Here is a 20,150-nt window from a genome sequence, read left to right as displayed (position 1 = left end):
AGCCGCGCTGACGCGATCCGACCGGCAGCCGCCAGGCATCAGATCAAAACGTTGCCTCAGGCAACATCCGCGCCGATCGGCGGCACGCCCTCCCTCGCGAGAGTTGATGTCAGCGCACGAATCCCACGGCCGGAAACTTCCCGGACTCCCTGCGCAGCAGCGACTGCGGCCGGCCTCGCAGCGTCTGGTCGAAGAACGCGGCCAGGTACTCGCGCTGAGCGGCGATCGCCTGGGCCTCGTCACCCCGGCCGACCAGTTTGCCCACCGCGATCGGGATCAGCTCGTCGTCCCCGTAGACGTGGTGGAACAGCTGGGCGAAAACGAACCGGAAGTCGCAGAACGCGAAATGCTCCGAGTCCCTCAACTGCAGGTTGAGCTTCCAGCCCTGCTGGGCTGCCCAGAACGACGCCCAGGACGGGTCGTAGTTCGGCGCCTTGGGATCGAGGCGCTGGGTGGTGTCCGAGCCGAAGAGCAGAAAGGGCCGGTTCAGGCCCTTGCGCGCGACCTCGCCGACCAGCTGCTCGGTCTTGCTGTCCGACAGCGTGCCGTCCAGGTCCACGCCGCTCCGTACCCGCCGGTCCTGCAGCATCGTGTTCGCCGTCGTGTAGCCGCCGAGCGAGTAGCCGAACATGCCGGTACGCCGCAGATCGAGGCTGTTGCGCAGCCCGAGCGGCAGCCGGCGGCGTTCGGCGTCCGGGTTGGTGCCGGCGTCCAGCTGCTCCAGCTGGTTCAGCACGAACCGGGCGTCGGCGGTCCGGGTGTCCACCACGTCGTGGATCAGCTCCGCGGTCGGCGCTTCGTCCGGATTGTGCCCGGGCACGAACCGCCCGTCGGGAAACTGCACCGGCGTCTCACCGGTGTGGTCCATGGCGACCACGACGTACCCGCGGCTGGCCAGGTCCTCGGCCGCCTGGGTGTTCAGGAACCGGCTGAACGGATAGCCCGGAGAGAACAGCACGACCGGGTGCTTGCCCGCCCGGACCGGTACGCCGACCCGCGCGTGCGTCTCGGTGTTGGCGAAGTCGAGCACGGTGCCCGGCAGCCAGAAGGCGTCGGACCACTGGCGCCCGACGTACGCCGCCGTCTTCTGCGGCATGTACTTGGCCGGCGGCGCGTCGCCGCCCATCCCGGCGGCCGGGTACCAGACGCTCACCATCAGTTCGCGTTTTCCGCTGGGCGCCGTCGAGTCCTGCCGGCTCTGGTCGACCAGATGCAGTTCGGTGGTGCCGAGGTCGTAGCGCCCGGTCGGCTCGGGCAGGTCGAAGGTGACCGGTGTGTAGTCGGGGTCCTGAGCCGTCCCCGCCTGCGCGGTGAGTGGCGCCGTCAGCAGTGCGGCAGCCACCAGTCCGGCGAGGACGCCGGTCAGACCGCGACGGTTGATCCTTCGACAGTTCGCCATGCGCATCATCGTCGCCGCCCGGACCGCCGCCGGGGATCCTCCGTGGCGTGGAGAACCGGTCTCAACTTCGTGACGACGGCAGTTGTGTGCCGAGCGCAACAACCAGCGACATGTGGCAATGTCCACACCGCGGCCGCGCACCGCGAGCCCGCCGAACCTGCCCTTTCGGGCCGCCCTGGCCGTGGCGAAAACCTGACACCCGCGGGGGTGACCGCCTCACCGGCGAGCACATCCGTCTTTCGGCTGGTCTTTCCCTGACCCGGCCCCCGAACCCACCGGTCCGGACTCCAGGGTGCGGCACAGGTGGTTTCCGGTGGCAGCGGGGCCCTCGGACGTGACACGCTTCGTGCTGGCACGGCCGTGGCCCCCTCCCATGGTGGTGCCAACGCCACCATCCAAGTGGTGCCAACACCATCAGTTCTGGTCCTCGCGACGGCTAGTTTCGAAGCAGACGAAAGCCGTCGGGGGCAGCTGTTCAGAGAGGGCGCGTGGGAGTCAATGGTTGCGACATACCTGAAGAAATGGGTCGGCAGCCGGCTGTTGAACAGAACCACCCGCAAGGGTGGTCTGGACCTGTCGAAGATGAAGATGTTCCCTCGCCAGGTGTCGATGCCGTTGCGCCGCGAAGGTCTCGACCCGGCGCCGGAGATGGCGAAGATCCGTGAGACCGAACCGGTGCACAAGCTGGCCCACCTGTTCGGGCTGAACGTCTGGATGGTTTCCGGGTACGCCGAGGCCAAGGCCGTGCTGGCCGACAGCACCAACTTCAGCAACGACATCCGCCCGCTGGTCGGCTCCGACCCGAACAAGCCGTCGGAGGGCATCGGCGGCCTGGGCTTCACCGACCCGCCGGACCACACCCGCCTGCGCAAGCTGCTCACGCCGGAGTTCACCAAACGCCGGCTGGCCCGGCTGGAACCGGCGATCGAGAAGATCGTCAACGACCAGCTCGACCTGATGGAGGCCAAGGGCCCGGTCGCCGACATCGTCGCCGACTTCGCCTTCAACGTGCCGTTCCTGCTGATCGCCGACCTGCTCGGCGTCGAGGAGGACGACCGCGACCGCTTCCGCGCCCTCGGCCCGGCCCGGTTCGACCTGTCCGGCGGCGGCATCGGTGTGTTCGGCTCGGCCAGCGAATCGCGCGACTTCCTGTTCGAGATCGTCCGCAAGCAGCGCAAGGAGCCCGGCGACGGCCTGATCGGCTCGATCATCCGCGAGCAGGGCGACACCATCGACGACATCGAGCTCGGCGGCCTGGCCGACGGTGTTTTCCTCGGCGGCTACGAGACCTCGGCCAGCATGCTCGCGCTCGGCACGCTGGTACTGCTGCGCGACCCGGACAACTTCGCCCGGATCCGCGACGAGCCCGGCGCCGTCGACGCGATCGTCGAGGAACTGCTGCGCTACCTGACCGTCGTCCAGGTCGCCTTCCCGCGGTTCGCCAAGCACGACCAGGAACTGTTCGGCCACCAGGTGAAGAAGGGCGACCTGGTCGCCGTCTCGCTGTCCGGCGCCGACCGCGACAAGGCCGTCTTCGGTCCGAACGCCGAGCACTTCTGGCCTGAGCGGGCGCCCGCCGCACATCTGGCCTTCGGCCACGGCATGCACCGCTGCGTCGGCGCCGAGCTGGCCCGGATGGAGCTGCGGGCCGCGTTCACCGCGCTGGCGCACCGGTTCCCCGACCTGTCGCTGGCGGTCGCCGAGGAGCAGCTGCGCTTCCGCGACTTCTCGATCGTGTACGGCGTGGAGTCGCTGCCGGTACAGCTGCACGCCACGGCGGGCTCCCGCCAGGCGGCCGGCTGAGCGTTCCCTCTCCCCCTGGTGACGCGGTGAAACCACAGGACTGCGTCAAGTCAGGCCCGGAGATCTCGCCGACCTCGTGACAGCGCGGTGACTCAGGTCCACAATGGGCGGTCCGGCTCAACCCTGCGAGCTGGTTCAGACCAGGAAGGCCGAGCAGCACCATGGGGATGGACGGGGGCCCGCTGACAGCCCGGATCGCGGCGGCGATGACGCTGGCACAGTCCGGTGGTCACCATGCCGCCGCCGCGGAGATCGAGGCGATCCGGGCCGAGCTCGGTCCGAAGCCCAGCTACGCGCTGGCCGCCGCGGAGTACGTCCGCGGCGTCACCGCCCACCACGCCAGCGACGCCGACGAGGCGCTCGCCGCAGTGGAAGCCTGCCTGGCGGTGGCCCGGGCGATCGACGAGCCCGGCTGGGAGGCCAACGCCTTCCCGATCCGGATCATCAACCTTGCCCGCAGCGGCCGCGGCGGCGACACCGTGGCCGACCTGGTCGCGGCCGAAGCCGCCCTGAGCCGTACGACGGACGCCGGGCTGGCCGCCTGGGCGCACACCGGCCTCGGCTACGCGTACGACGTCCTGCGGCTGTTCGAGCTCTGCATCCCGCACTACGAGGCCGCGACGCAGACCGACGCCGACGTGTTCGAGCTGGCCGAGTCGCCGGCGATCGACCGGCTCAACCTGGCCGAGACGCATCTGCGCTGGGCACACGAACTCGAGCGGCTCGGCGATCCGGCGTACCAGCAGGAGATCCGGGAGCGGCTCGCGTCGGCGGCGTACTGGGCCAGGGACGCGGAGCGGGTCATCGTCGACGACGAGAACCAGGAGTACTGGCGGGTGAGTGCCCGGCTCTGGCTGGCGGCGGCAGAGACCGACGGCGACCCGGTGGCGGCTGCCGCGGCACTGACCGACTGCCGGGACCAGATCAGCAAGCTGGGCGAGACCGAGCGGCTGGCGATCGCAGGCGCCTACCTGGCAAGGGCTTTGCAGCGCTCAGGTGAGCTGGAACAGGCTCAGGCGGCCGCTGCCCGCGCGGCCGACGACCTGATCCCGTTGGCCGATCCGTCGACGCAGATGCTCGTCCTGCAGACCAAGGCCCAGCTGGCGGCGCTGGCAGGCGACCCGGGAGCCCTCACCGGGTTGGACTACGCGCACTCGGTGGCCCGGGCCTGGTGGAAGGAACGGCGGCGCGCGCTGAACGCCGTACGGCATGCACTGGACACCCACGACCTGTCCGCGCGGCACGACGCCGAGTGGCACGCGGCCCGGCAGGACCCATTGACCGGCATCGGCAACCGCCGGGCGATGGACGAGCGGCTGACCGCGGCCCGCGACTCCCAGCGCGCGGTCACGCTGCTGGCCATCGACGTGGACGACCTCAAGGTCGTCAACGACACCTTCGGGCACGCCTGCGGGGACGAATTGCTGCAGGTTGTTGCAAACCTGCTGGTAGAACAGGCCCGTTCGACCGACGCCGTGATTCGATCGGGCGGCGACGAGTTCTTCGTGGTGCTGGACCAGCCGGACGCGAAGGGCGGCTACCAGCTGGCCGAGCGGATTCGCGCCGCGGTGTCCGGCATCGCCGCCGGGACCAGCAAACCCTGGCTGGCGAATCTCGGCCTGAGCCTCGGGTACGCGGCCACCGCCGAGGGCATTCCGGTCGACCGGCTCGTCGCAGTGGCCGACAGCCGCTTGTACGAGGACAAACGCCGCAACCGCTGAGTTGCGGCAGGGGTGGTGAGAGTGGAGGAGTGGGTGCGGGAGACGTCGGGGGTGACCGCGCGGATCGCTGCGGCGATGGCGCGGGCCCAGTCGGGCAGTCCGGCCGAGGCGATGCTCGACATCCGCCGGCTGCTGGCCGACCTCGGTCCGGAGCCGACGCCCGAGCGGGCGGCGGCCGAGTACGTCCGTGCCGTCGCGGCCCACCACGGCACCGACGCCGAGGAGGCGCTGGACGCGGTCGACGGCTGCATCCGGATCGCCCGCACGATCGACGAGCCCGGCTGGGAGGCGAACGCGCTGGCGCTGCGTATCGTCACGCTGATCCGGACCGGTGAGGGCGGCGACTCGGTCACCGACCTGGTCGCGGCCGAGAACGCCCTGTCCCGCACGTACGACGCCGGACTGGCCAGCTGGGCGCACACCGGCCTCGGCTACGCCTACGACCTGCTCCGGCTGTTCGAGCTGTGCATCCCGCACTTCGAGGCCGCCGCCGCTACCGTCAGCGACCCGCTCGGGCTGCCCGAGGCGCCGGTCATCGACCGCCTCAACCTGGCCGAGTCGAACCTGCGCTGGGCACACGAGATGGAGCGGCTGGGCGACTCGTCGTACGACGACCAGATCCAGCACCGGCGAGCCGAAGCGCGCCGCTGGGCGGCGGACGCGAACGACGCGATCGTGCGGGCGAACCTGGTCGGCTACTGGCCGATGGCGGGCCGGATGTGGCTGGCGGCGAGCAACTGGGACGTCGATCCGGCCGGGGCGGCAGTGGTGCTCAAGGACTGCCGGGACCAGCTCGCCAAGCTCGGTGACCTGGAGCTGACCGCGATCGCCGGGGCCTACCTGGCCAAGACGTATGCGGCGCTCGGCCGGCTGGACGACGCGCTCGAAGCAGCGGGACAGGCGACGACCGATCTGCCACCGACCTCGGACCCGCCGGTCGAGGCGTTGGTCCGGCACACCGCCGTACAGATCTCCGCTGATTCCGGTGACGCCGGTGCGGCGGCCGGTCTGCAGTACGCACGCGCCATCACCCGGGGCTGGTGGGCGGAGCGGCTCCGCGGCCTGTACGCCGTCCGCAGCGCGCTGGCGACGCACGAGCTGTCCATCCGGCACGACGCCGAGTGGCGCGCGGCCCGGGAGGACCCGCTGACCGGCGTGGGCAACCGGCGGGCGCTCGACGAGCGGATGAGCGCGGCGCTCGACTCCGGCCGCTCGATCGCCGTCATCGCGATCGACGTCGACAACCTCAAGGTGGTCAACGACAGCCACGGCCACGCCTCCGGCGACGAGGTGCTGCGCCGGGTCGCCCAGTTGCTCACCGAGCAGTCCCGCGCGGAGGACGTGGTCGTGCGCGCCGGTGGCGACGAGTTCGTCGTCGTCCTGGACAACCCGGACGAACGCGGTGCCCGTGAGCTGGTCGAGCGGATCCGCACTGCCGCCGAACGCATCGCGGCCGGGGCCGCCGAGCCGTGGTTCGCCACGCTGCGCCTCAGCATCGGCCAGGCGTCCAGCACCGACGGCATCCCGATCACCGACCTGCTGAGGGAGGCCGACCGCCGGATGTACGCCGAGAAGCGCAACCGGCGCCGTCAGTAGTCGAGAAAGCCTTCCACGACGAGTCGGCGGATCTCCGGCAGGTACTCGGCCTGCAGGTCGTCGCGGTCGAGCAGCGTGGCCAAGGCACCGAGGATCTGGCCGACGGTCAGGTCGCCGTCGCAGGCCCCGACGAATCCGGCGAGCACGGTGTCGGCCTGCTCGGCCCGTCGCAGGCCTCGCTGCCGGCGCAGCACGATGGTGGCCGGGTCGTCGGCTCCGGGCGGCCCGGCCGTCTCCTGGACCACGTCGTCGGCCAGCCGGAGGTACAGGCCGGTCAGGTCGTCGGGAACACTCTCCTGGCGCTGGAAGCGTTGCAGGACGTGCGGGCCGATCGGCTGCTCGATCTCGTACGGCCAGGACTCGGCGTCCGTCGTACCGGGGACGTTGTGCAGGTTGATCCAGCCCATGCCGATCGCCTCGACCTGCTGGTCGTCCAGCCAGGCCAGCCACTCGTCGTACCGCTGGGTGTACTCCGGCCGGCCGTGCAGCCCCGCGTCGCGCAGCCACAGCTCGACGTACTCCGCCGGATCCAGCTGCTCGCGCTGTACTGCCCAGGCGGCCCGGTCTCCGGTCCAGCCGGCTATGCGGTCCTGCCAGTCCTGGCCACGCACACAGGTCCAGTTCGCCAGCAGCTGGCACCAGCCGCCTTCGGTCAGGTGCTGCGGCGCCTGCCGGACCAACTGCTCGACCACTGCGTCCCCGGCGAACCCCGTCTCGCGGTAGGTCAGCTTGCCGTCGCTCGGCGGCGCAATCACGTACGGCGGGTTGCTGACGATCAGGTCGAACCGCTGGTCCGCCACCGGCTCGTACAGGGACCCGTCACGTACGTCCAGGTCGATCCGGTTCAGCGCAGCCGTCCACCGCGTCAGCTGAAGCGCACGCGGGTTCACGTCGGTGGCGACGATGTGGTTCGCCCGGTCGGACAGGTGCAGTGCCTGGATGCCGCAGCCGGTGCCCAGGTCGAGGGCGGTCTCCACCTTCAGCGGCACGGTCAGCTTGACCAGGCTCAGGCTGGCCGGCGCGATCCCCAGTACGTAGTCGGACCGCATCGGCGTCCGCCGGCCGTCCAGCCCCGGCGTCGGGTCGGCGACGACCCACCAGGCGCGGTCGTCCTCGGCGTACGGGCGGATGTCGATCGCCGCGAGCACCTCGTCGCCCTGCGCGGTGACGATGCCCAGGGCAAGCAGTTCGGCCAGGATCTCCTTGTCCAGCAGGGTTCCCGGCACCGGCCGCTGCAGGAGGAACAGGCGGATCAGCGTGTCGAGCGTGTCCCCCCCGCTGGTCTGCCGGTACGCCAGAGTGGTCTCGTTGCGTGCGAGTGCGGCGTTGGCCCGGCGGCCCAGTCGCTCCGCGACGCCTTCGACGGTGTAGTCCGCCGTCTCGAACAGTCCACGCAGCCGATCCACCAGACCACTCGACAGGTCACTCATGGACCCATCCTCGCCTAGGCGGCACGAGCGGTGCTGTAGAGGATGGTGCCCGACTCGACGAAGTCCCCCGGGGCCAGCTCGGCCAAGGCGCGTTCGGCCGCCGTCAGGCACGCCGTACGACGCTCGGGCGGCAGCAGGTCGAGCCGCCGGGCCATCGACCCGATCACCCGCGAGTGGGCCAGGAACTCCGCGGCGGTCGGCTGGTGCCGGAACCGCTCGACGGTGATGTCGACCTGCCCGAAGCCGGCGGTCTCCAGCGCGGCTGCCAGCTTCGCCGGGTCCGACGTGACGGCGTTCGACGGCATCTGCGGCGACGGGTCGGCCGGAGCGTCGTGCTCGTCGATCACCCGCACCCACACGTCGTAGGCCGGGTGCGGGTCGTGTCCGGACCAGGTGACCGCGGCGAACGAGCCGCCTGGCGCGAGCGAGCGTCGTACCGCGGACAGAGCCAGCGGCAGGTCGGGCAGGTGGAACAGCACGAACGGCATCACCACGGCATCCAGCGACTCCGCCGCGAACGGCAGCGCCTGTACATCGGCCACCACGCGCCCGTACTCGGCGGGCGCGCGCCGGATCATCGCCTCGGTCAGGTCGGCGCCGATGACCTGGGCCTGTGGCGCCAGCGCGGCCAGGTGGCTCAGCAGGCGGCCGGGCCCACAGCCCAGCTCGGCCACTCGCCGGGCACCGGCGAGCGGCAGCCGGTCGGCGACGGCTCTGGCATGGACGGCGAGCACATCGGCCCACGCGCCGTCGTACGCCGCCGCGACGCGGGCGTAGTTGCCCTGGATGTCCTTGGTGATCACAGGAAGTACGGCGTCGCCGTGCGGAGCACATCCGCGAGCTTGTCCCGCACCAGCTCACGATGCGGCACCTGGACGACGCTGTCGTTGATGCGAACGCCCCGGTCGACCAGGACGTAGAGGACCCGGAGAGTGCGCAGCGTGTTGCTGACCTCCGGGCGGACGCCGTCCGCCGGGTGGTTGGCCAGCACCCGGGCGACCGGGTCGAGCCAGCCGGTCGCGTCGGTCTCCAGCAAGTCGGTGCGCGTCAGCGTGGCCGCCAGGGCGTAGCCGAGCCGGTCGTCCTCCAGGTCGCGCCAGACGTGGTCCGTCGGCGTCAGCATGCGTCCGACGCCGAGCCGGAGCATCTCGACCGGCTCGACGGCGGGCAGGCGTCCGAGAGCCCCGAGCAGGTCGGCACCGTGGGCGACGGCGTGCAGCCAGCCGAGCTTCGCGTCGTACCCGCGCAGGTCCTCCTCGGCGACGTACCAGCGCTCGAACGGCGGCACCCAGGCCGGCTCGAACACCCCGGCCGAGACGATCGCGTCGAGCACCAGCGGCGCGAACGTCCGCGCCTGGATCTCCGGGTCCGCGAACCGCCCGGCCAGCTCGTCCCCGAGCTCCCGCAGCAGCTCCGGCGCGAGTACCCCCTGGCCGATCCAGGTCGCCAGCGTCGCGTAGGCCTGCCCGTCCCGCACCACCGGATCCGGCGACCGCAGCATCCCGGACAACTCGGCCACCAGGTCGATGATCGGCCGATCCGGCGGAACCGCGAAGCCCTCAGCACGCACCAGCGCCCAGTCGGTCATGACAGGGAACCTAACCAATCAGCAACTACGCCGCCACTTCCGCCCCCGGAACCTCGGGTCGTCTCGATCGCAAGCGCCGCGGCGTCACCATCGGATCGCGATCACGTTGCGTCGATCACGGAACCTGCAGCTACCTGCAGAAACCCTGGCAGCGGCTCCCGGCGGCGCTGCCTACTGGCAGGGACCAGTCACCGATCGAAGGAGCACCGATGCGCATCATCGCCCGGACATCTCTCGTCGCCGTACTGACCGCCGCGGTGGCCTTGTCGGCCACCCAGGCCTCGGCCGTACCGGCCGGCGACACCGCCGCGGTCGTGGAACGGGCCCTGGCCGCCCGCGGCCCGGACCAGCTCGGCACCGCGCGGCCGGCGGTCGAGGCCCGCACCGACGCCAAGAGCGTGACAGTGGCGCAGGAAGGCGTCGGTCACACCATCTCCGCGGCCGACCGGCGTAACTCGGAGGTACGCCGGCTCCCCGACGGTGGACAGGTCCTGACCGTCCTGCGCCACGGAACCAGCGCCCGGTACGACGTCTCGCCGCAGCCGGGCTGGAAGCTCGAGCCCGCGGGAGCCGGCTTCCTGATCACCCGCCCCGGCACCGACCTGACCGGCGTGATCGAGGCGCCGTGGGCGATCGATGCCGACGGCAAGCAGATCCCGACCTGGTACACCGCCGACGGCAACCGGCTGGTCCAGCACGTCGACGCCACCGGCGCCCGCTACCCGCTCACCCTGGACCCGAAGCTCACCTTCGGCCGGGGCGTCTACCTGAACCTGACCGGTGCCGAAGTCCAGCTGGTGCTCGGCGCGATGATCGCCATCGGCGGTGGTGCCGCCTACCTGACCTGCAAGGGGATCACCAAGTTGAAGGGCAAGATCAAGGAAGCGGCCGACCTGATCTGCAAGGTCGCGCCCGGGATCTCGCTCGGCGGGATCTTCAACACCCTCAAGAGCCTCGGCGAGATCAACTCCGTGGCCTGCTACCAGAAACGGATCGTCCCGAACCAGGGCAACTGGAAGATCGTCAACGGCAAGAACTGCCGCTGACGACGAAGCGGCCCGTGGAGCGTCCGCCGGAGCGGATACTCCACGGGCCGTGGCGGCCAGGACCCCTCAGCCCGGCCGGGTGGTGGGCCGCCGGGTCCCCTGATCCGGCGGCCGTCCGTGGGTCAGGCGTCGCGCTTCTTCGCCACCACCAGGGCGACGATCAGCAGGGCGACGGCCCAGGCGGCGAAGTACACCAGCGACCAGGCCGGCGACATCACCGAGGTCGTCTCGCCACCACCGGGTACGGCGCCCTGGTCGCCGTTGAGGAACCAGCTCACCCGGGAGAACGGGCCCCAGTCGCCGATGAACTCGCCGACCTTCGGGATCGCCAGGCCGATGCCCTCGAGCAGCAGCGGCCAGCAGATCACGATCGCCAGCGCGCCGGCGCTCTGCCGGACCAGGATGCCGACCGCGACCGCGAAGATCGCGGCCAGGAAGTAGACCGGCGCGACGCCGAGCACACCGCGCCAGTCGGCGGCGCTGTTCAGCGCCAGGTCGGCGTCGGGGACCAGGATCCGGCCGAGCAGCAGCGCGCCGAACGCGCTGACCAGTCCGACGACGCCGCTCAGCACGGCCGCGACACCGGTCTTGGCCAGCAGCATCGGCGTGCGCTTGGGCACCGACAGGAAGCTGGTCCGGATGGTGCCGAACCGGTACTCGGTGGTGACCGCGAGGGTGGCCATCACCATCATCACGATCATGCCGAACAGGTAGGTGCCCTGGGTGTCGACCGGGCGGAAGTCGCGGCTGATGTCGTCGGGGGTGAAGACGAAGCCGAGCGTGATGAAGCCGTCGGCCAGCAGCAGCGCCAGCGCCAGGCACCACCACGGCGAGCGGGTGCTGAAGAGCTTGATCCGCTCCACGGTGACGAGGGACATCAGTTCTTCTCCTCTTCCGCCACGACGATCTCGGCCGGCGGCACCGGCGGTGCCACCTGTTCCTGGCCGTCGTGTGCGTGGTACTCGACCGAGTCGCCGGTCATCTGCATGAAGGCCTGCTCCAGCGAACCGCGCTGCAGAGTCAGCTCGTGCAGCACGATGCCCTGCGCGGCGGCGGCCTCGCCGACCTGGTCGGTGGTCACCTTGCCGTCGACGAAGAGCACCTTGCCCTCGTCCTTGACGTCCTCGATCCGGGTCGCCAGGTTGCCCTGCTGCAGCACGCTCTGCAGCTGGTCGAGCTGCGGGCTGCGAACCTTGATGCTGTTGCCGCTGGCCTCGTCGACGAACTGCTTGGTGCTGGTCTGCGAGATCAGCCGGCCGCGGCCGATGACGACCAGTTCCTCGGCCGTCAGCGCCATCTCCGACAGCAGGTGGCTGGAGACGAACACCGTCCGGCCCTCGTCGGCCAGCCGGTGCATGAACTTGCGGATCCAGACGATGCCCTCGGGGTCGAGACCGTTGACCGGCTCGTCGAACAGCAGGATCTCGGGGTCGCCCAGCAGGGCGCCGGCGATGCCGAGCCGCTGGGACATGCCGAGCGAGTAGGCACCGGCCCGCTTGCCGGCCACTTCGGTCAGGCCGACGATCTCCAGCACCTCGTCGACGCGCTGCTTGGGCAGCTGGTTCGACGCGGCCATCCAGAGCAGGTGGGCCCGGGCGGACCGGTTGGGGTGCACCCACTTGGCGTCCAGCAGCGCGCCGACCTTGCGCAGCGGCTGCTTCAGGTCGACGTAGTGCTGGCCGTCGATCCGGACGTCGCCGGAGGTCGGGGTGTCCAGGCCGAGGATCATCCGCATGGTGGTGGACTTGCCGGCCCCGTTCGGGCCGAGGAAGCCGGTCACCTTGCCGGGTTTCACCTCGAAAGACAGGTTGTCAACGGCAACGGTTGCGCCGTATCGCTTGGTGAGGCCTTGTGCCTCGATCATCGCCGTACTCCTCGTTCGGTAGCGCGCCGGATGTCAGGGCGGGCAGCCCACCTCAGTATCGAGGCGCGGCTGCCCGGTCGCATCGGACCCGGGACGGATCCGGTGTGTCCACCTGGGGATGGAGTCTTCCGTTTCCACCCGCCCGGCAGCCATCGGGCAAGTCCCTGAGCGTCCCCTTGAGCATCCCGCACGACGGGGTCGTGGGACATCAGCCGAAAGTCGGCGCGCCGACGACGAAAGAGGCGGTAGTCACTGCCACTTGATGGCGAGCCCCGAACGTCGAGTGCCCTGTGGCGCAAGCCTCGTCGGCGGGATGAACGCACAACGGCCCGCCGGAGAACTCCGGCGGGCCGTTGCGGTACTGCGGATGGATCAGGCGGCGACGTTGGCTGCCGCCGGGGTGTCGGAGATGACCGACTCGCGCCGCTTGGACACGATCACGGCCGCCGCGATGACGGCCACCGCGACCAGCGCGATGACGATGCGCAGCGGGGTGTTGGTGTCCTCGCCGATGCTGGACAGACCGACGACGGCCGGGGCGATCAGCACCGAGACCAGGTTCATCACCTTGATCAGCGGGTTGATGGCCGGGCCGGCGGTGTCCTTGAACGGGTCGCCCACGGTGTCACCGATGATGGTGGCCTCGTGCGCCGGCGAGCCCTTGCCGCCGTGGTTGCCGTCCTCGACCAGCTTCTTCGCGTTGTCCCAGGCGCCACCGGAGTTGGCCAGGAACACCGCCATCAGCGTGCCGGCCGCGATCGCACCGGCCAGGTAGCCGGCCAGCGCCGACGCCCCCAGACCGAAGCCGACCGCGATCGGGGCCGCGATCGCGAGCAGACCGGGAGTGGCCAGCTCACGCAGCGAGTCCTTGGTGCAGATGTCGACGACCTTGCCGTACTCCGGCTTGCCGGTGCCCTCCATGATCCCGGGGATGTCGCGGAACTGGCGACGGACCTCGTAGACGACCGCGCCGGCGGCCCGGCCGACGGCGTTGATCGCGAGACCGGAGAACATGAACACGACCGCGGCACCGATGATCAGGCCGACCAGGGTGGAGGGGTCGAAGACCAGCGCGTCGGCGTTGAACGCGGCGTCGCCGGCGTCGTTCAGCACCGAGTAGATCGAGTCGGTGTAGGACCCGAACAGCGCGGTCGCGGCCAGGACGGCGGTGGCGATCGCGATGCCCTTGGTGATCGCCTTGGTGGTGTTGCCGACGGCGTCCAGCTCGGTCAGGATCTGGGCGGCCTCGCCGTCCACGTCGCCGGACATCTCGGCGATGCCCTGCGCGTTGTCCGAGACCGGGCCGAAGGTGTCCATCGCGACGATGACGCCGACGGTGGTGAGCAGACCACACCCGGCCAGCGCGATCGCGAACAGCGCGACCACACCGCCGCCGCCGACCAGGAACGCGCCGTACACGGCGGCGGCGATCACCAGGGCGGTGTAGACGGCCGACTCGAAGCCGACCGAGATGCCGGACAGGATCACCGTGGCGGCACCGGTCAGCGACGTCTTGCCGACGTCCTTGACCGGCTTGTCCTCGGTGCCGGTGTAGTAGCCGGTCAGCGCCAGGATGACCGCGGCCAGCACGATGCCGATCAGCACCGAGACGGTGGCGATGACGCGCGGGTCGCCGTCGTTGGCGGCGATCGCGTCGGTGGCGTTGGTCAGGTCCGCGAAGTTGCCCGGGAGGTAGACGAACGCGGCGATCGCACACAGCACGGCCGAGACCAGTGCGGAGATGTAGAAGGCCCGGTTGATCGTGCGCAGGCCGTTCTCGCCGACTCGCGGACGGGTCAGGTAGACACCCAGCACCGCGGTGACCGCACCGATGGCCGGCACGATCAGCGGGAAGACCAGGCCCTGCTCGCCGAAGGCGGCCTTGCCCAGGATCAGCGAGGCGACCAGCATCACGGCGTAGGACTCGAACAGGTCCGCGGCCATACCGGCGCAGTCACCGACGTTGTCGCCCACGTTGTCGGCGATGGTCGCCGCGTTGCGGGGGTCGTCCTCGGGGATGTTCTGCTCGACCTTGCCGACCAGGTCGGCGCCGACGTCGGCGGCCTTGGTGAAGATGCCACCGCCGACCCGCATGAACATGGCCAGCATGGCGGCGCCGAAGCCGAAGCCCTCCAGCACGGTCGGGGCGTCGCCCTTGAAGAACAGCACCACCGCGGCGGCGCCGAGCAGGCCGAGGCCGACGGTGGCCATGCCGACGGTGCCACCGGTGCGGAAGGCGACGCGCATGGCGGGCTCGCGTCCTTCGCTGCGCGCGGCCGCGGCGACCCGGACGTTGGCGCGGGTGGCCAGCCACATGCCCAGGTAGCCGATGGTGGCGGAGAAGCCCGCCCCGACCAGGAAGAAGATCGATCGCCAGATCTTCAGCGCGGTGTCGTTGTCGCCGTCACTGTGCGCGGGCAGCAGGAACAGCAGCAGGAACGCCGCCAGGGCGAACCAGGCCAGTGTCTTGAACTGCCGGGACAGATAGGCGGAAGCGCCTTCCTGCACCGCCAGGGCGATCGTCTTCATGCTCTCGGTGCCGTCGTTCGCGGCAAGCACCTGGCTGCGGAACACCATCGCGATGATGACCGCAAGTAACGCGATCACTCCGACGACGACCACCAACATGGTGTTGCTCGACGACAGATCCACCGCTTGTACTGAAAGCGCGGACATCCGTCCTCCTTGTAGGCAACCCTCAGGGCGTGACGGCCCCCGTCCTGCCGCAACCGAGAGGGTTGGGGAATACGAAACAACGCCAATCACCTGGCGCGGTGGGTCACTCTAACCGGTCCTCGACCAGACCTGACGCCAGGGTGGTCTGAGAATCTCGCGTGTCCACAGGCGTGATGTCACCGACGGTAGTGACAGCAACACCTGCCCGGAGCAGTTCAGATCGCCGAGGCGACGTCCGGGTGGATCTCGAAGACCTTGGTCAGGCCGGTGATCCGGAAGATCTTCAGCAGTCGTTCCTGCGTGCAGACCAGCGACAGCGACCCGTCGTGGGTGCGGACCCGTTTCAGCCCTCCGACCAGTACGCCGAGCCCGGTGGAGTCCAGGAACTCCACTCTTTCCAGGTCGACGACGAGGTCGTAGTGCCCCGCGTCCACCAACGAGACGATCGTCTCGCGCAGTTTCGGCGCGGTGTAGACGTCGATCTCCCCACCCACCTCGACGACGGTGCGCCCGCCTTCCGGACGCGTCGTCAGCGACAGATCCACTTCGGCCTCCGATCCCGTGAACCGTTGCATTCAACCATGTACGGACCGTGAGTAGGGCCGCGTGCAAAACTCTTTCATCCCGGCGCGTGCCGCGTCGACCTACCTGGTCAAAAAGCCGTGTGCATCCGCATTTGCAGCGGCTGCGCGCATCCGGGCGTGCACCGCTTGAGGTCTGGACCGGTAACGATTCGTGGCCGCGACGGCCTGTCCACGCGGCGCGTTAGGGTCGTTGCCATGAGTGGTGAGGCGGCGTTGGTGCTGAAGAGGCTCGCCGCCGGTCCCGGCCGGTCGGAGCGGCTGACGCACGTCGAGTCGGTGCCGCCGCGCGCCGGCCGGACCGGGGAATGGCCGCGCTGGGTGCCGGCTGAGGTGCTGGGACAGTTGGCCGATCTCGGTATCACCAGTCCGTGGAGCCACCAGGTCGCCACCGCCGAAGCGGCGTACGGCGGGAAGCACGTTGTCGTCGCCACCGGTACGGCGTCCGGCAAATCGCTCGGATACCTGCTGCCCGCCCTGACGACGCTGAGCATCGCGCATGCGGCGTCACCACACCGCCGGGCGGCATCGGTGCTCTACCTCTCGCCGACCAAGGCACTGGCGCACGACCAGCTGCGCGCGCTCTCGCAGTACAAGGTGGACGGGCTGCGCGCGACCACGCTGGACGGCGACTCCGAGCGGACCGAGCGGGACTGGGCGCGCGACCACGCCACGTACGTGCTGAGCAATCCGGACATGCTGCACCGGTCGCTCCTGCCGAACCATCAGCGCTGGGCCAGATTCCTCGGCTGCCTGCAGTACGTCGTGGTCGACGAGTGCCACCACTACCGCGGCGTCTTCGGCGCGCATGTGGCCGGCGTACTGCGTCGGCTGCGGCGTATCTGCGCCCAGTACGGCGCGCACCCGATCTTCGTCTGCGCGTCGGCCACGGTCGCCGAGCCGGCGGTGTCCGGCGAGCGGCTGACCGGGCTGCCGATGGTCGAGGTGATCGACGACGGCTCGCCGCGCGGCGGCATCTCCTTCGGCCTGTGGGAGCCCCCGCTGACCTCGCTCCGGGGCGAGAACGGAGCGCCGGTCCGACGGTCGGCTCCGGCCGAGGTCGCGGACCTGCTGACCGATCTGGTGGTGTCGGGGGTTCGCACCGTCGCCTTCGTCCGCTCGCGGCGCGGAGCGGAGCAGGTCGCGATGACCGCCCGGGACAACCTGGCCGAGGTGGACCCGGCGCTGGCCGAGCAGGTCTCGGCGTACCGGGCGGGCTATCTGCCCGAGGAACGGCGCCGGCTGGAGAGCATGCTGCAGAGCGGCGAGCTCACCGGCGTCGCCGCGACCAACGCACTCGAGCTGGGCATCGACATCGCCGGACTGGACGCCGTACTGCTGGCGGGCTGGCCGGGGACGCGCGCTTCGCTCTGGCAGCAAGCCGGCCGGGCCGGGCGTTCGGGTGGCGACGCCCTCGCGCTGCTGGTCGCGCGGGACGACCCGCTGGACACCTATCTGGTCCGGCACCCGCAGGCGATCTTCGGGCGGCCGGTCGAGGCGACGGTGTTCAACCCGGAGAACCCGTACGTGCTCGGCCCGCAGCTGTGTGCCGCGGCGCAGGAGCTGCCGCTGACCGAGGCCGACTACGAGGTCTTCGGTTCGACCACGTCGGCGGTGATCAGTCAGCTCGTCCGGCAAGGGCTGCTGCGTGAGCGGCCGCACGGCTGGTTCTGGACCCGGCGGGACCGGGCGGTCGACGCGATCGACATCCGGTCCGCCGGCGGCAAGACCGTGCAGATCGTCGAGGTCCAGACCGGTCGCCTGCTCGGTACGGTCGACGGCGGCTCGGCGCACGCGTCGGTGCACGAGGGCGCGGTGTACGTGCACGCCGGCGAGTCCTACCTGGTCCGCACGCTCGACCTGGAGAACCACGCGGCGATCGTCGAGCCGGCCTCGCCCGACTACACGACGTTCGCCCGCGACGTCACCGAGATCAGCATCCTGGCCACCGAGGCGACCGAGACTTGGGGATCGGCCGAGCTGTCCCGCGGCTGGGTCCAGGTGACCAACCAGGTCGTGTCGTTCCAACGCAAGCAGCTCGCCACCGGCGACGTCCTGGACGAGCAGCCGCTGGACCTGCCGGAGCGAACTCTGCGGACCAACGCGGTCTGGTGGACGATGCCGGACTCCGTCGTCGCCGGGCTCGGGCTGGACGACGTACCGGGGGCGGCGCACGCGGCCGAGCACGCGTCGATCGGCCTGCTGCCGCTGTTCGCGACCTGCGACCGCTGGGACATCGGCGGGGTCTCGACCGCCAAGCACGCCGACACCGGGCAGCTCACCGTCTTCGTGTACGACGGCCATCCGGGCGGGGCGGGGTTCGCCGAGCACGGGTACGCCGCCGCCCGTGAGTGGCTGACCGCGACACGGGAAGCCATCGCCCACTGTGAGTGCAGCGAAGGGTGCCCGTCGTGCGTACAGTCACCGAAATGTGGGAACCAGAACAGCCCACTCGACAAGAGCGGCGCCGTGGCGCTGCTCACCGCACTACTCGGCAGTGAGGCCTGAAGGTTCCAGCACCTGGCTGCTGGAGGAGAGGCAGCAAACCATGGCCGTTCTCGGCATCGTCCTGATCGTGATCGCCGTCCTGCTCGGACTCGGCGTGGCGGTCTCGTCGACCGCATCGACCACGATGGAGGTGTTCGGGGTCGACTTCGGCGTCCTCGTTCCCACCGTCTTCTTCCTCGGCGCCGCCGCCGGCGCCGTCCTGATGCTCGGCCTGTGGCTGACGAAGAAGGGACTCGGCCGGGGCTACCGCCGCCACAAGGAGGTGCGCGAGCTGCGTCAGCAGGCCGCCGTCACCCCCGACGCGTCGACGACGACCGCCGGCGACGACACCACGCACGCCGGCAAGCACGCGGCCGACGTACCCGCCGACGTACCACCGGCCGGCGAGCGGGAGGCGACCGGCGACCGCCCGGTGGGCTCGGACCGGGTCGCCGAGGACCGGCTCGCCGACGACCGGCACACCGTTGCCGACGGCCCCGATACCCGGCAGCCGCGCTGACCTGACACCTTCCCGGGATGCCAGCCCGCTTTCCGGGAAGGTGAAAGCCTTTCCTCCGAACGACGTACTGTCTCGATCGGCGCACGGCGCTCGCACGACCCGGACACGGATCCGGCGCGGCGACATTTCGATGCCCTGCGCAACGACTTCCACCTGGCAGTTAGTTGCCATTGGCATCAACTGACGCCTGGCCGCCATCACCACGATCCGGGCGTCTGTGCCTTACTGGTCGTGGCGTCAACGTCGCGCTGAGTCAGCACCGATCTGCCGGGCCACGACCGCCTCCTCACGGGGGACAGACCCGCGGCACCCCACGCGCAAAGGGTGCTCGCCGCGGTGCCCGGACGTCGGCCGGCTCTCCACGCCACGGGGTCCCGACGACCTGACGCCGCGAGATGGCACGACCTCTGGAGGTTGTCTTGATCGTTCGTAGATTGTTCAGTCGCACCGGTGTGGCAGTGCTGGCCGTCAGCGTCGCGCTGGCCACCGCCCTGCCGGCCCGTGCCGCGGCCCCGATCCCGACCGAAGCCGCACCCGGCGTGGTCCAGGTCGGCGCGGTGAAGCAGATCGCGAGCAGCGCCGACACCCGGTACTGCTTGACCTTCGTGGCCGCCGAGAAGATCCCGATGGCGGTGATGATGGCCTGCGCCCCGGGCAAGGAGGGCAAGACCCAGGAGTGGGTCTACACCGAGAAGGGGCAGCTGCAGGTCGCGATGAGCAAGAGCGTCGGTGGCGCCCTTGCCAGGACCGGAGCCTGCCTGGACACCGGTGCCGACCTGGTCACCGTTCCGAAGAACGCACCGGTGCTGGTGCTGCCCTGCCGGGACGGCGACGGGCAGAAGTGGAACTACGACGAGGCGACCGGGTCGTTCGTCAACGCGGCGAGTGGACTGGCACTCAACTCGCTGCTCGGCAAGGGCAAGGCGAAGCAGGCCCAGCCGACCGGCACGTCGGCCGCGGCGGGCGCCGCCAACCAGGGCTGGAAGGCGCTCCCGCTGCCGGGGCTCGACATCCTGGGTGCGGTCCTGGCGCTCGTGAACGCGCTGCTGGCGTCGCTGGGCCTGGCCCTGCCGCTGCCGATCGCGAACGCGGCGTCCAGCCTGCTCGAACTGGTCCGGGGCAAGACGCCGGTGCCGGCCGAGATGACCGTGATGCCGAAGCAGATGATGCAGCTGGCTCAGAAGTAGCGGTTCACGGCACGAAGAAGGGCGGCCCCGACGATGTCGGGGCCGCCCGTTGTCCTTTCAGCTCGAGTGTTGGCCTGGAGATCCACTCCGGCGGGCCGGGAGGTTCTCCGCTGCTTGCGCGTCAGCGGAGCTGCCGGTCACCGCCTGCGGGTCACCACCAGCAGTCGTGCCAGTGGTGCCAGTGATGCCAGTGGTGGCCCCCACCGAGAAGGTCGTGCAGTAGCTCGCCGAGCATGTCCTTCACCTCCGTTT

15 protein-coding genes are annotated in these 20,150 nt (G+C 70.3%); 7 read left to right on the top strand and 8 right to left on the bottom strand.

The features are described 5' to 3' along the window. Positions 1 to 109: 109 nt before the first annotated feature. Positions 110 to 1,399, bottom strand: a complete 1,290-nt coding sequence (locus tag ACQPXM_RS02985; RefSeq protein ID WP_432944471.1) for an alpha/beta hydrolase family protein — start codon at positions 1,397 to 1,399, stop codon at positions 110 to 112. Between the two features lie 540 nt (positions 1,400 to 1,939). Here ACQPXM_RS02985 and ACQPXM_RS02980 point away from each other — a divergent pair. From ACQPXM_RS02980 to ACQPXM_RS02970, 3 genes are all read left to right on the top strand, one after another. Continuing rightward, positions 1,940 to 3,202 carry a cytochrome P450 gene (locus ACQPXM_RS02980; protein WP_432944469.1) on the top strand — a complete coding sequence of 421 codons (1,263 nt, stop codon included), beginning with the start codon at positions 1,940 to 1,942 and terminating at the stop codon, positions 3,200 to 3,202. A 161-nt stretch (positions 3,203 to 3,363) separates the two neighbouring features. Continuing rightward, positions 3,364 to 4,923 carry a diguanylate cyclase domain-containing protein gene (locus ACQPXM_RS02975; protein ID WP_432944467.1) on the top strand — a complete coding sequence of 520 codons (1,560 nt, stop codon included), beginning with the start codon at positions 3,364 to 3,366 and terminating at the stop codon, positions 4,921 to 4,923. A 33-nt stretch (positions 4,924 to 4,956) separates the two neighbouring features. After that, entirely contained in the window at positions 4,957 to 6,519 is a 1,563-nt protein-coding gene (locus ACQPXM_RS02970; RefSeq protein WP_432944465.1) for a diguanylate cyclase, read from the top strand. On the opposite strand, the gene ACQPXM_RS02965 is transcribed toward ACQPXM_RS02970, so the two are convergent. The 3 genes from ACQPXM_RS02965 to ACQPXM_RS02955 are packed head-to-tail and all read right to left on the bottom strand — an operon-like array spanning position 6,513 to position 9,537. Then, a complete protein-coding gene (locus tag ACQPXM_RS02965) occupies positions 6,513 to 7,949 on the bottom strand; it encodes a DUF7059 domain-containing protein (protein WP_432944463.1) in 1,437 nt (478 codons plus the stop codon). The genes ACQPXM_RS02970 and ACQPXM_RS02965 overlap by 7 nt on opposite strands. A 14-nt stretch (positions 7,950 to 7,963) precedes the next feature. Then, positions 7,964 to 8,752 carry a class I SAM-dependent methyltransferase gene (locus ACQPXM_RS02960; protein WP_432944461.1) on the bottom strand — a complete coding sequence of 263 codons (789 nt, stop codon included), beginning with the start codon at positions 8,750 to 8,752 and terminating at the stop codon, positions 7,964 to 7,966. Beyond that, entirely contained in the window at positions 8,749 to 9,537 is a 789-nt protein-coding gene (locus ACQPXM_RS02955) for a DUF2785 domain-containing protein (protein WP_432944459.1), read from the bottom strand. Before ACQPXM_RS02955 ends, ACQPXM_RS02960 begins: the two co-directional genes overlap by 4 nt. A 209-nt stretch (positions 9,538 to 9,746) precedes the next feature. Between ACQPXM_RS02955 and ACQPXM_RS02950 the strand changes: the two genes are divergently transcribed. After that, positions 9,747 to 10,583 (top strand): hypothetical protein, encoded by an 837-nt coding sequence (locus ACQPXM_RS02950; protein ID WP_432944457.1) that lies wholly within the window; start codon positions 9,747 to 9,749, stop codon positions 10,581 to 10,583. A 122-nt stretch (positions 10,584 to 10,705) separates the two neighbouring features. On the opposite strand, the gene ACQPXM_RS02945 is transcribed toward ACQPXM_RS02950, so the two are convergent. From ACQPXM_RS02945 to ACQPXM_RS02930, 4 genes are all read right to left on the bottom strand, one after another. After that, positions 10,706 to 11,461: a hypothetical protein gene (locus ACQPXM_RS02945; protein WP_432944455.1), complete on the bottom strand. Its 756-nt coding sequence runs from the start codon at positions 11,459 to 11,461 to the stop codon at positions 10,706 to 10,708. Next, positions 11,461 to 12,447 (bottom strand): ABC transporter ATP-binding protein, encoded by a 987-nt coding sequence (locus ACQPXM_RS02940; protein ID WP_432944453.1) that lies wholly within the window; start codon positions 12,445 to 12,447, stop codon positions 11,461 to 11,463. The genes ACQPXM_RS02945 and ACQPXM_RS02940 overlap by 1 nt, the downstream gene beginning before the upstream one ends. Positions 12,448 to 12,819: 372 nt before the next feature. Then, positions 12,820 to 15,123 (bottom strand): sodium-translocating pyrophosphatase, encoded by a 2,304-nt coding sequence (locus ACQPXM_RS02935; protein WP_432944451.1) that lies wholly within the window; start codon positions 15,121 to 15,123, stop codon positions 12,820 to 12,822. Between the two features lie 215 nt (positions 15,124 to 15,338). Next, on the bottom strand, positions 15,339 to 15,698 hold the full coding sequence (locus ACQPXM_RS02930; RefSeq protein ID WP_432944449.1) for an STAS domain-containing protein: 360 nt from the start codon (positions 15,696 to 15,698) through the stop codon (positions 15,339 to 15,341). 204 nt (positions 15,699 to 15,902) lie between these two features. Here ACQPXM_RS02930 and ACQPXM_RS02925 point away from each other — a divergent pair, with 204 nt between their 5' ends. From ACQPXM_RS02925 to ACQPXM_RS02915, 3 genes are all read left to right on the top strand, one after another. Then, entirely contained in the window at positions 15,903 to 18,212 is a 2,310-nt protein-coding gene (locus ACQPXM_RS02925; protein WP_432944447.1) for a DEAD/DEAH box helicase, read from the top strand. Between the two features lie 40 nt (positions 18,213 to 18,252). Beyond that, entirely contained in the window at positions 18,253 to 18,711 is a 459-nt protein-coding gene (locus tag ACQPXM_RS02920) for a hypothetical protein (protein WP_432944445.1), read from the top strand. 419 nt (positions 18,712 to 19,130) lie between these two features. Beyond that, positions 19,131 to 19,898: a ricin-type beta-trefoil lectin domain protein gene (locus ACQPXM_RS02915; protein WP_432944443.1), complete on the top strand. Its 768-nt coding sequence runs from the start codon at positions 19,131 to 19,133 to the stop codon at positions 19,896 to 19,898. Positions 19,899 to 20,150: the final 252 nt, after the last annotated feature.

The organism is Kribbella sp. CA-253562 (genome assembly GCF_050942265.1).
Lineage (GTDB): Bacteria > Actinomycetota > Actinomycetes > Propionibacteriales > Kribbellaceae > Kribbella.
The sequence above is the reverse complement of the archived record's forward strand: the minus strand, read 5'-3'. Positions and strand labels throughout refer to the sequence as shown.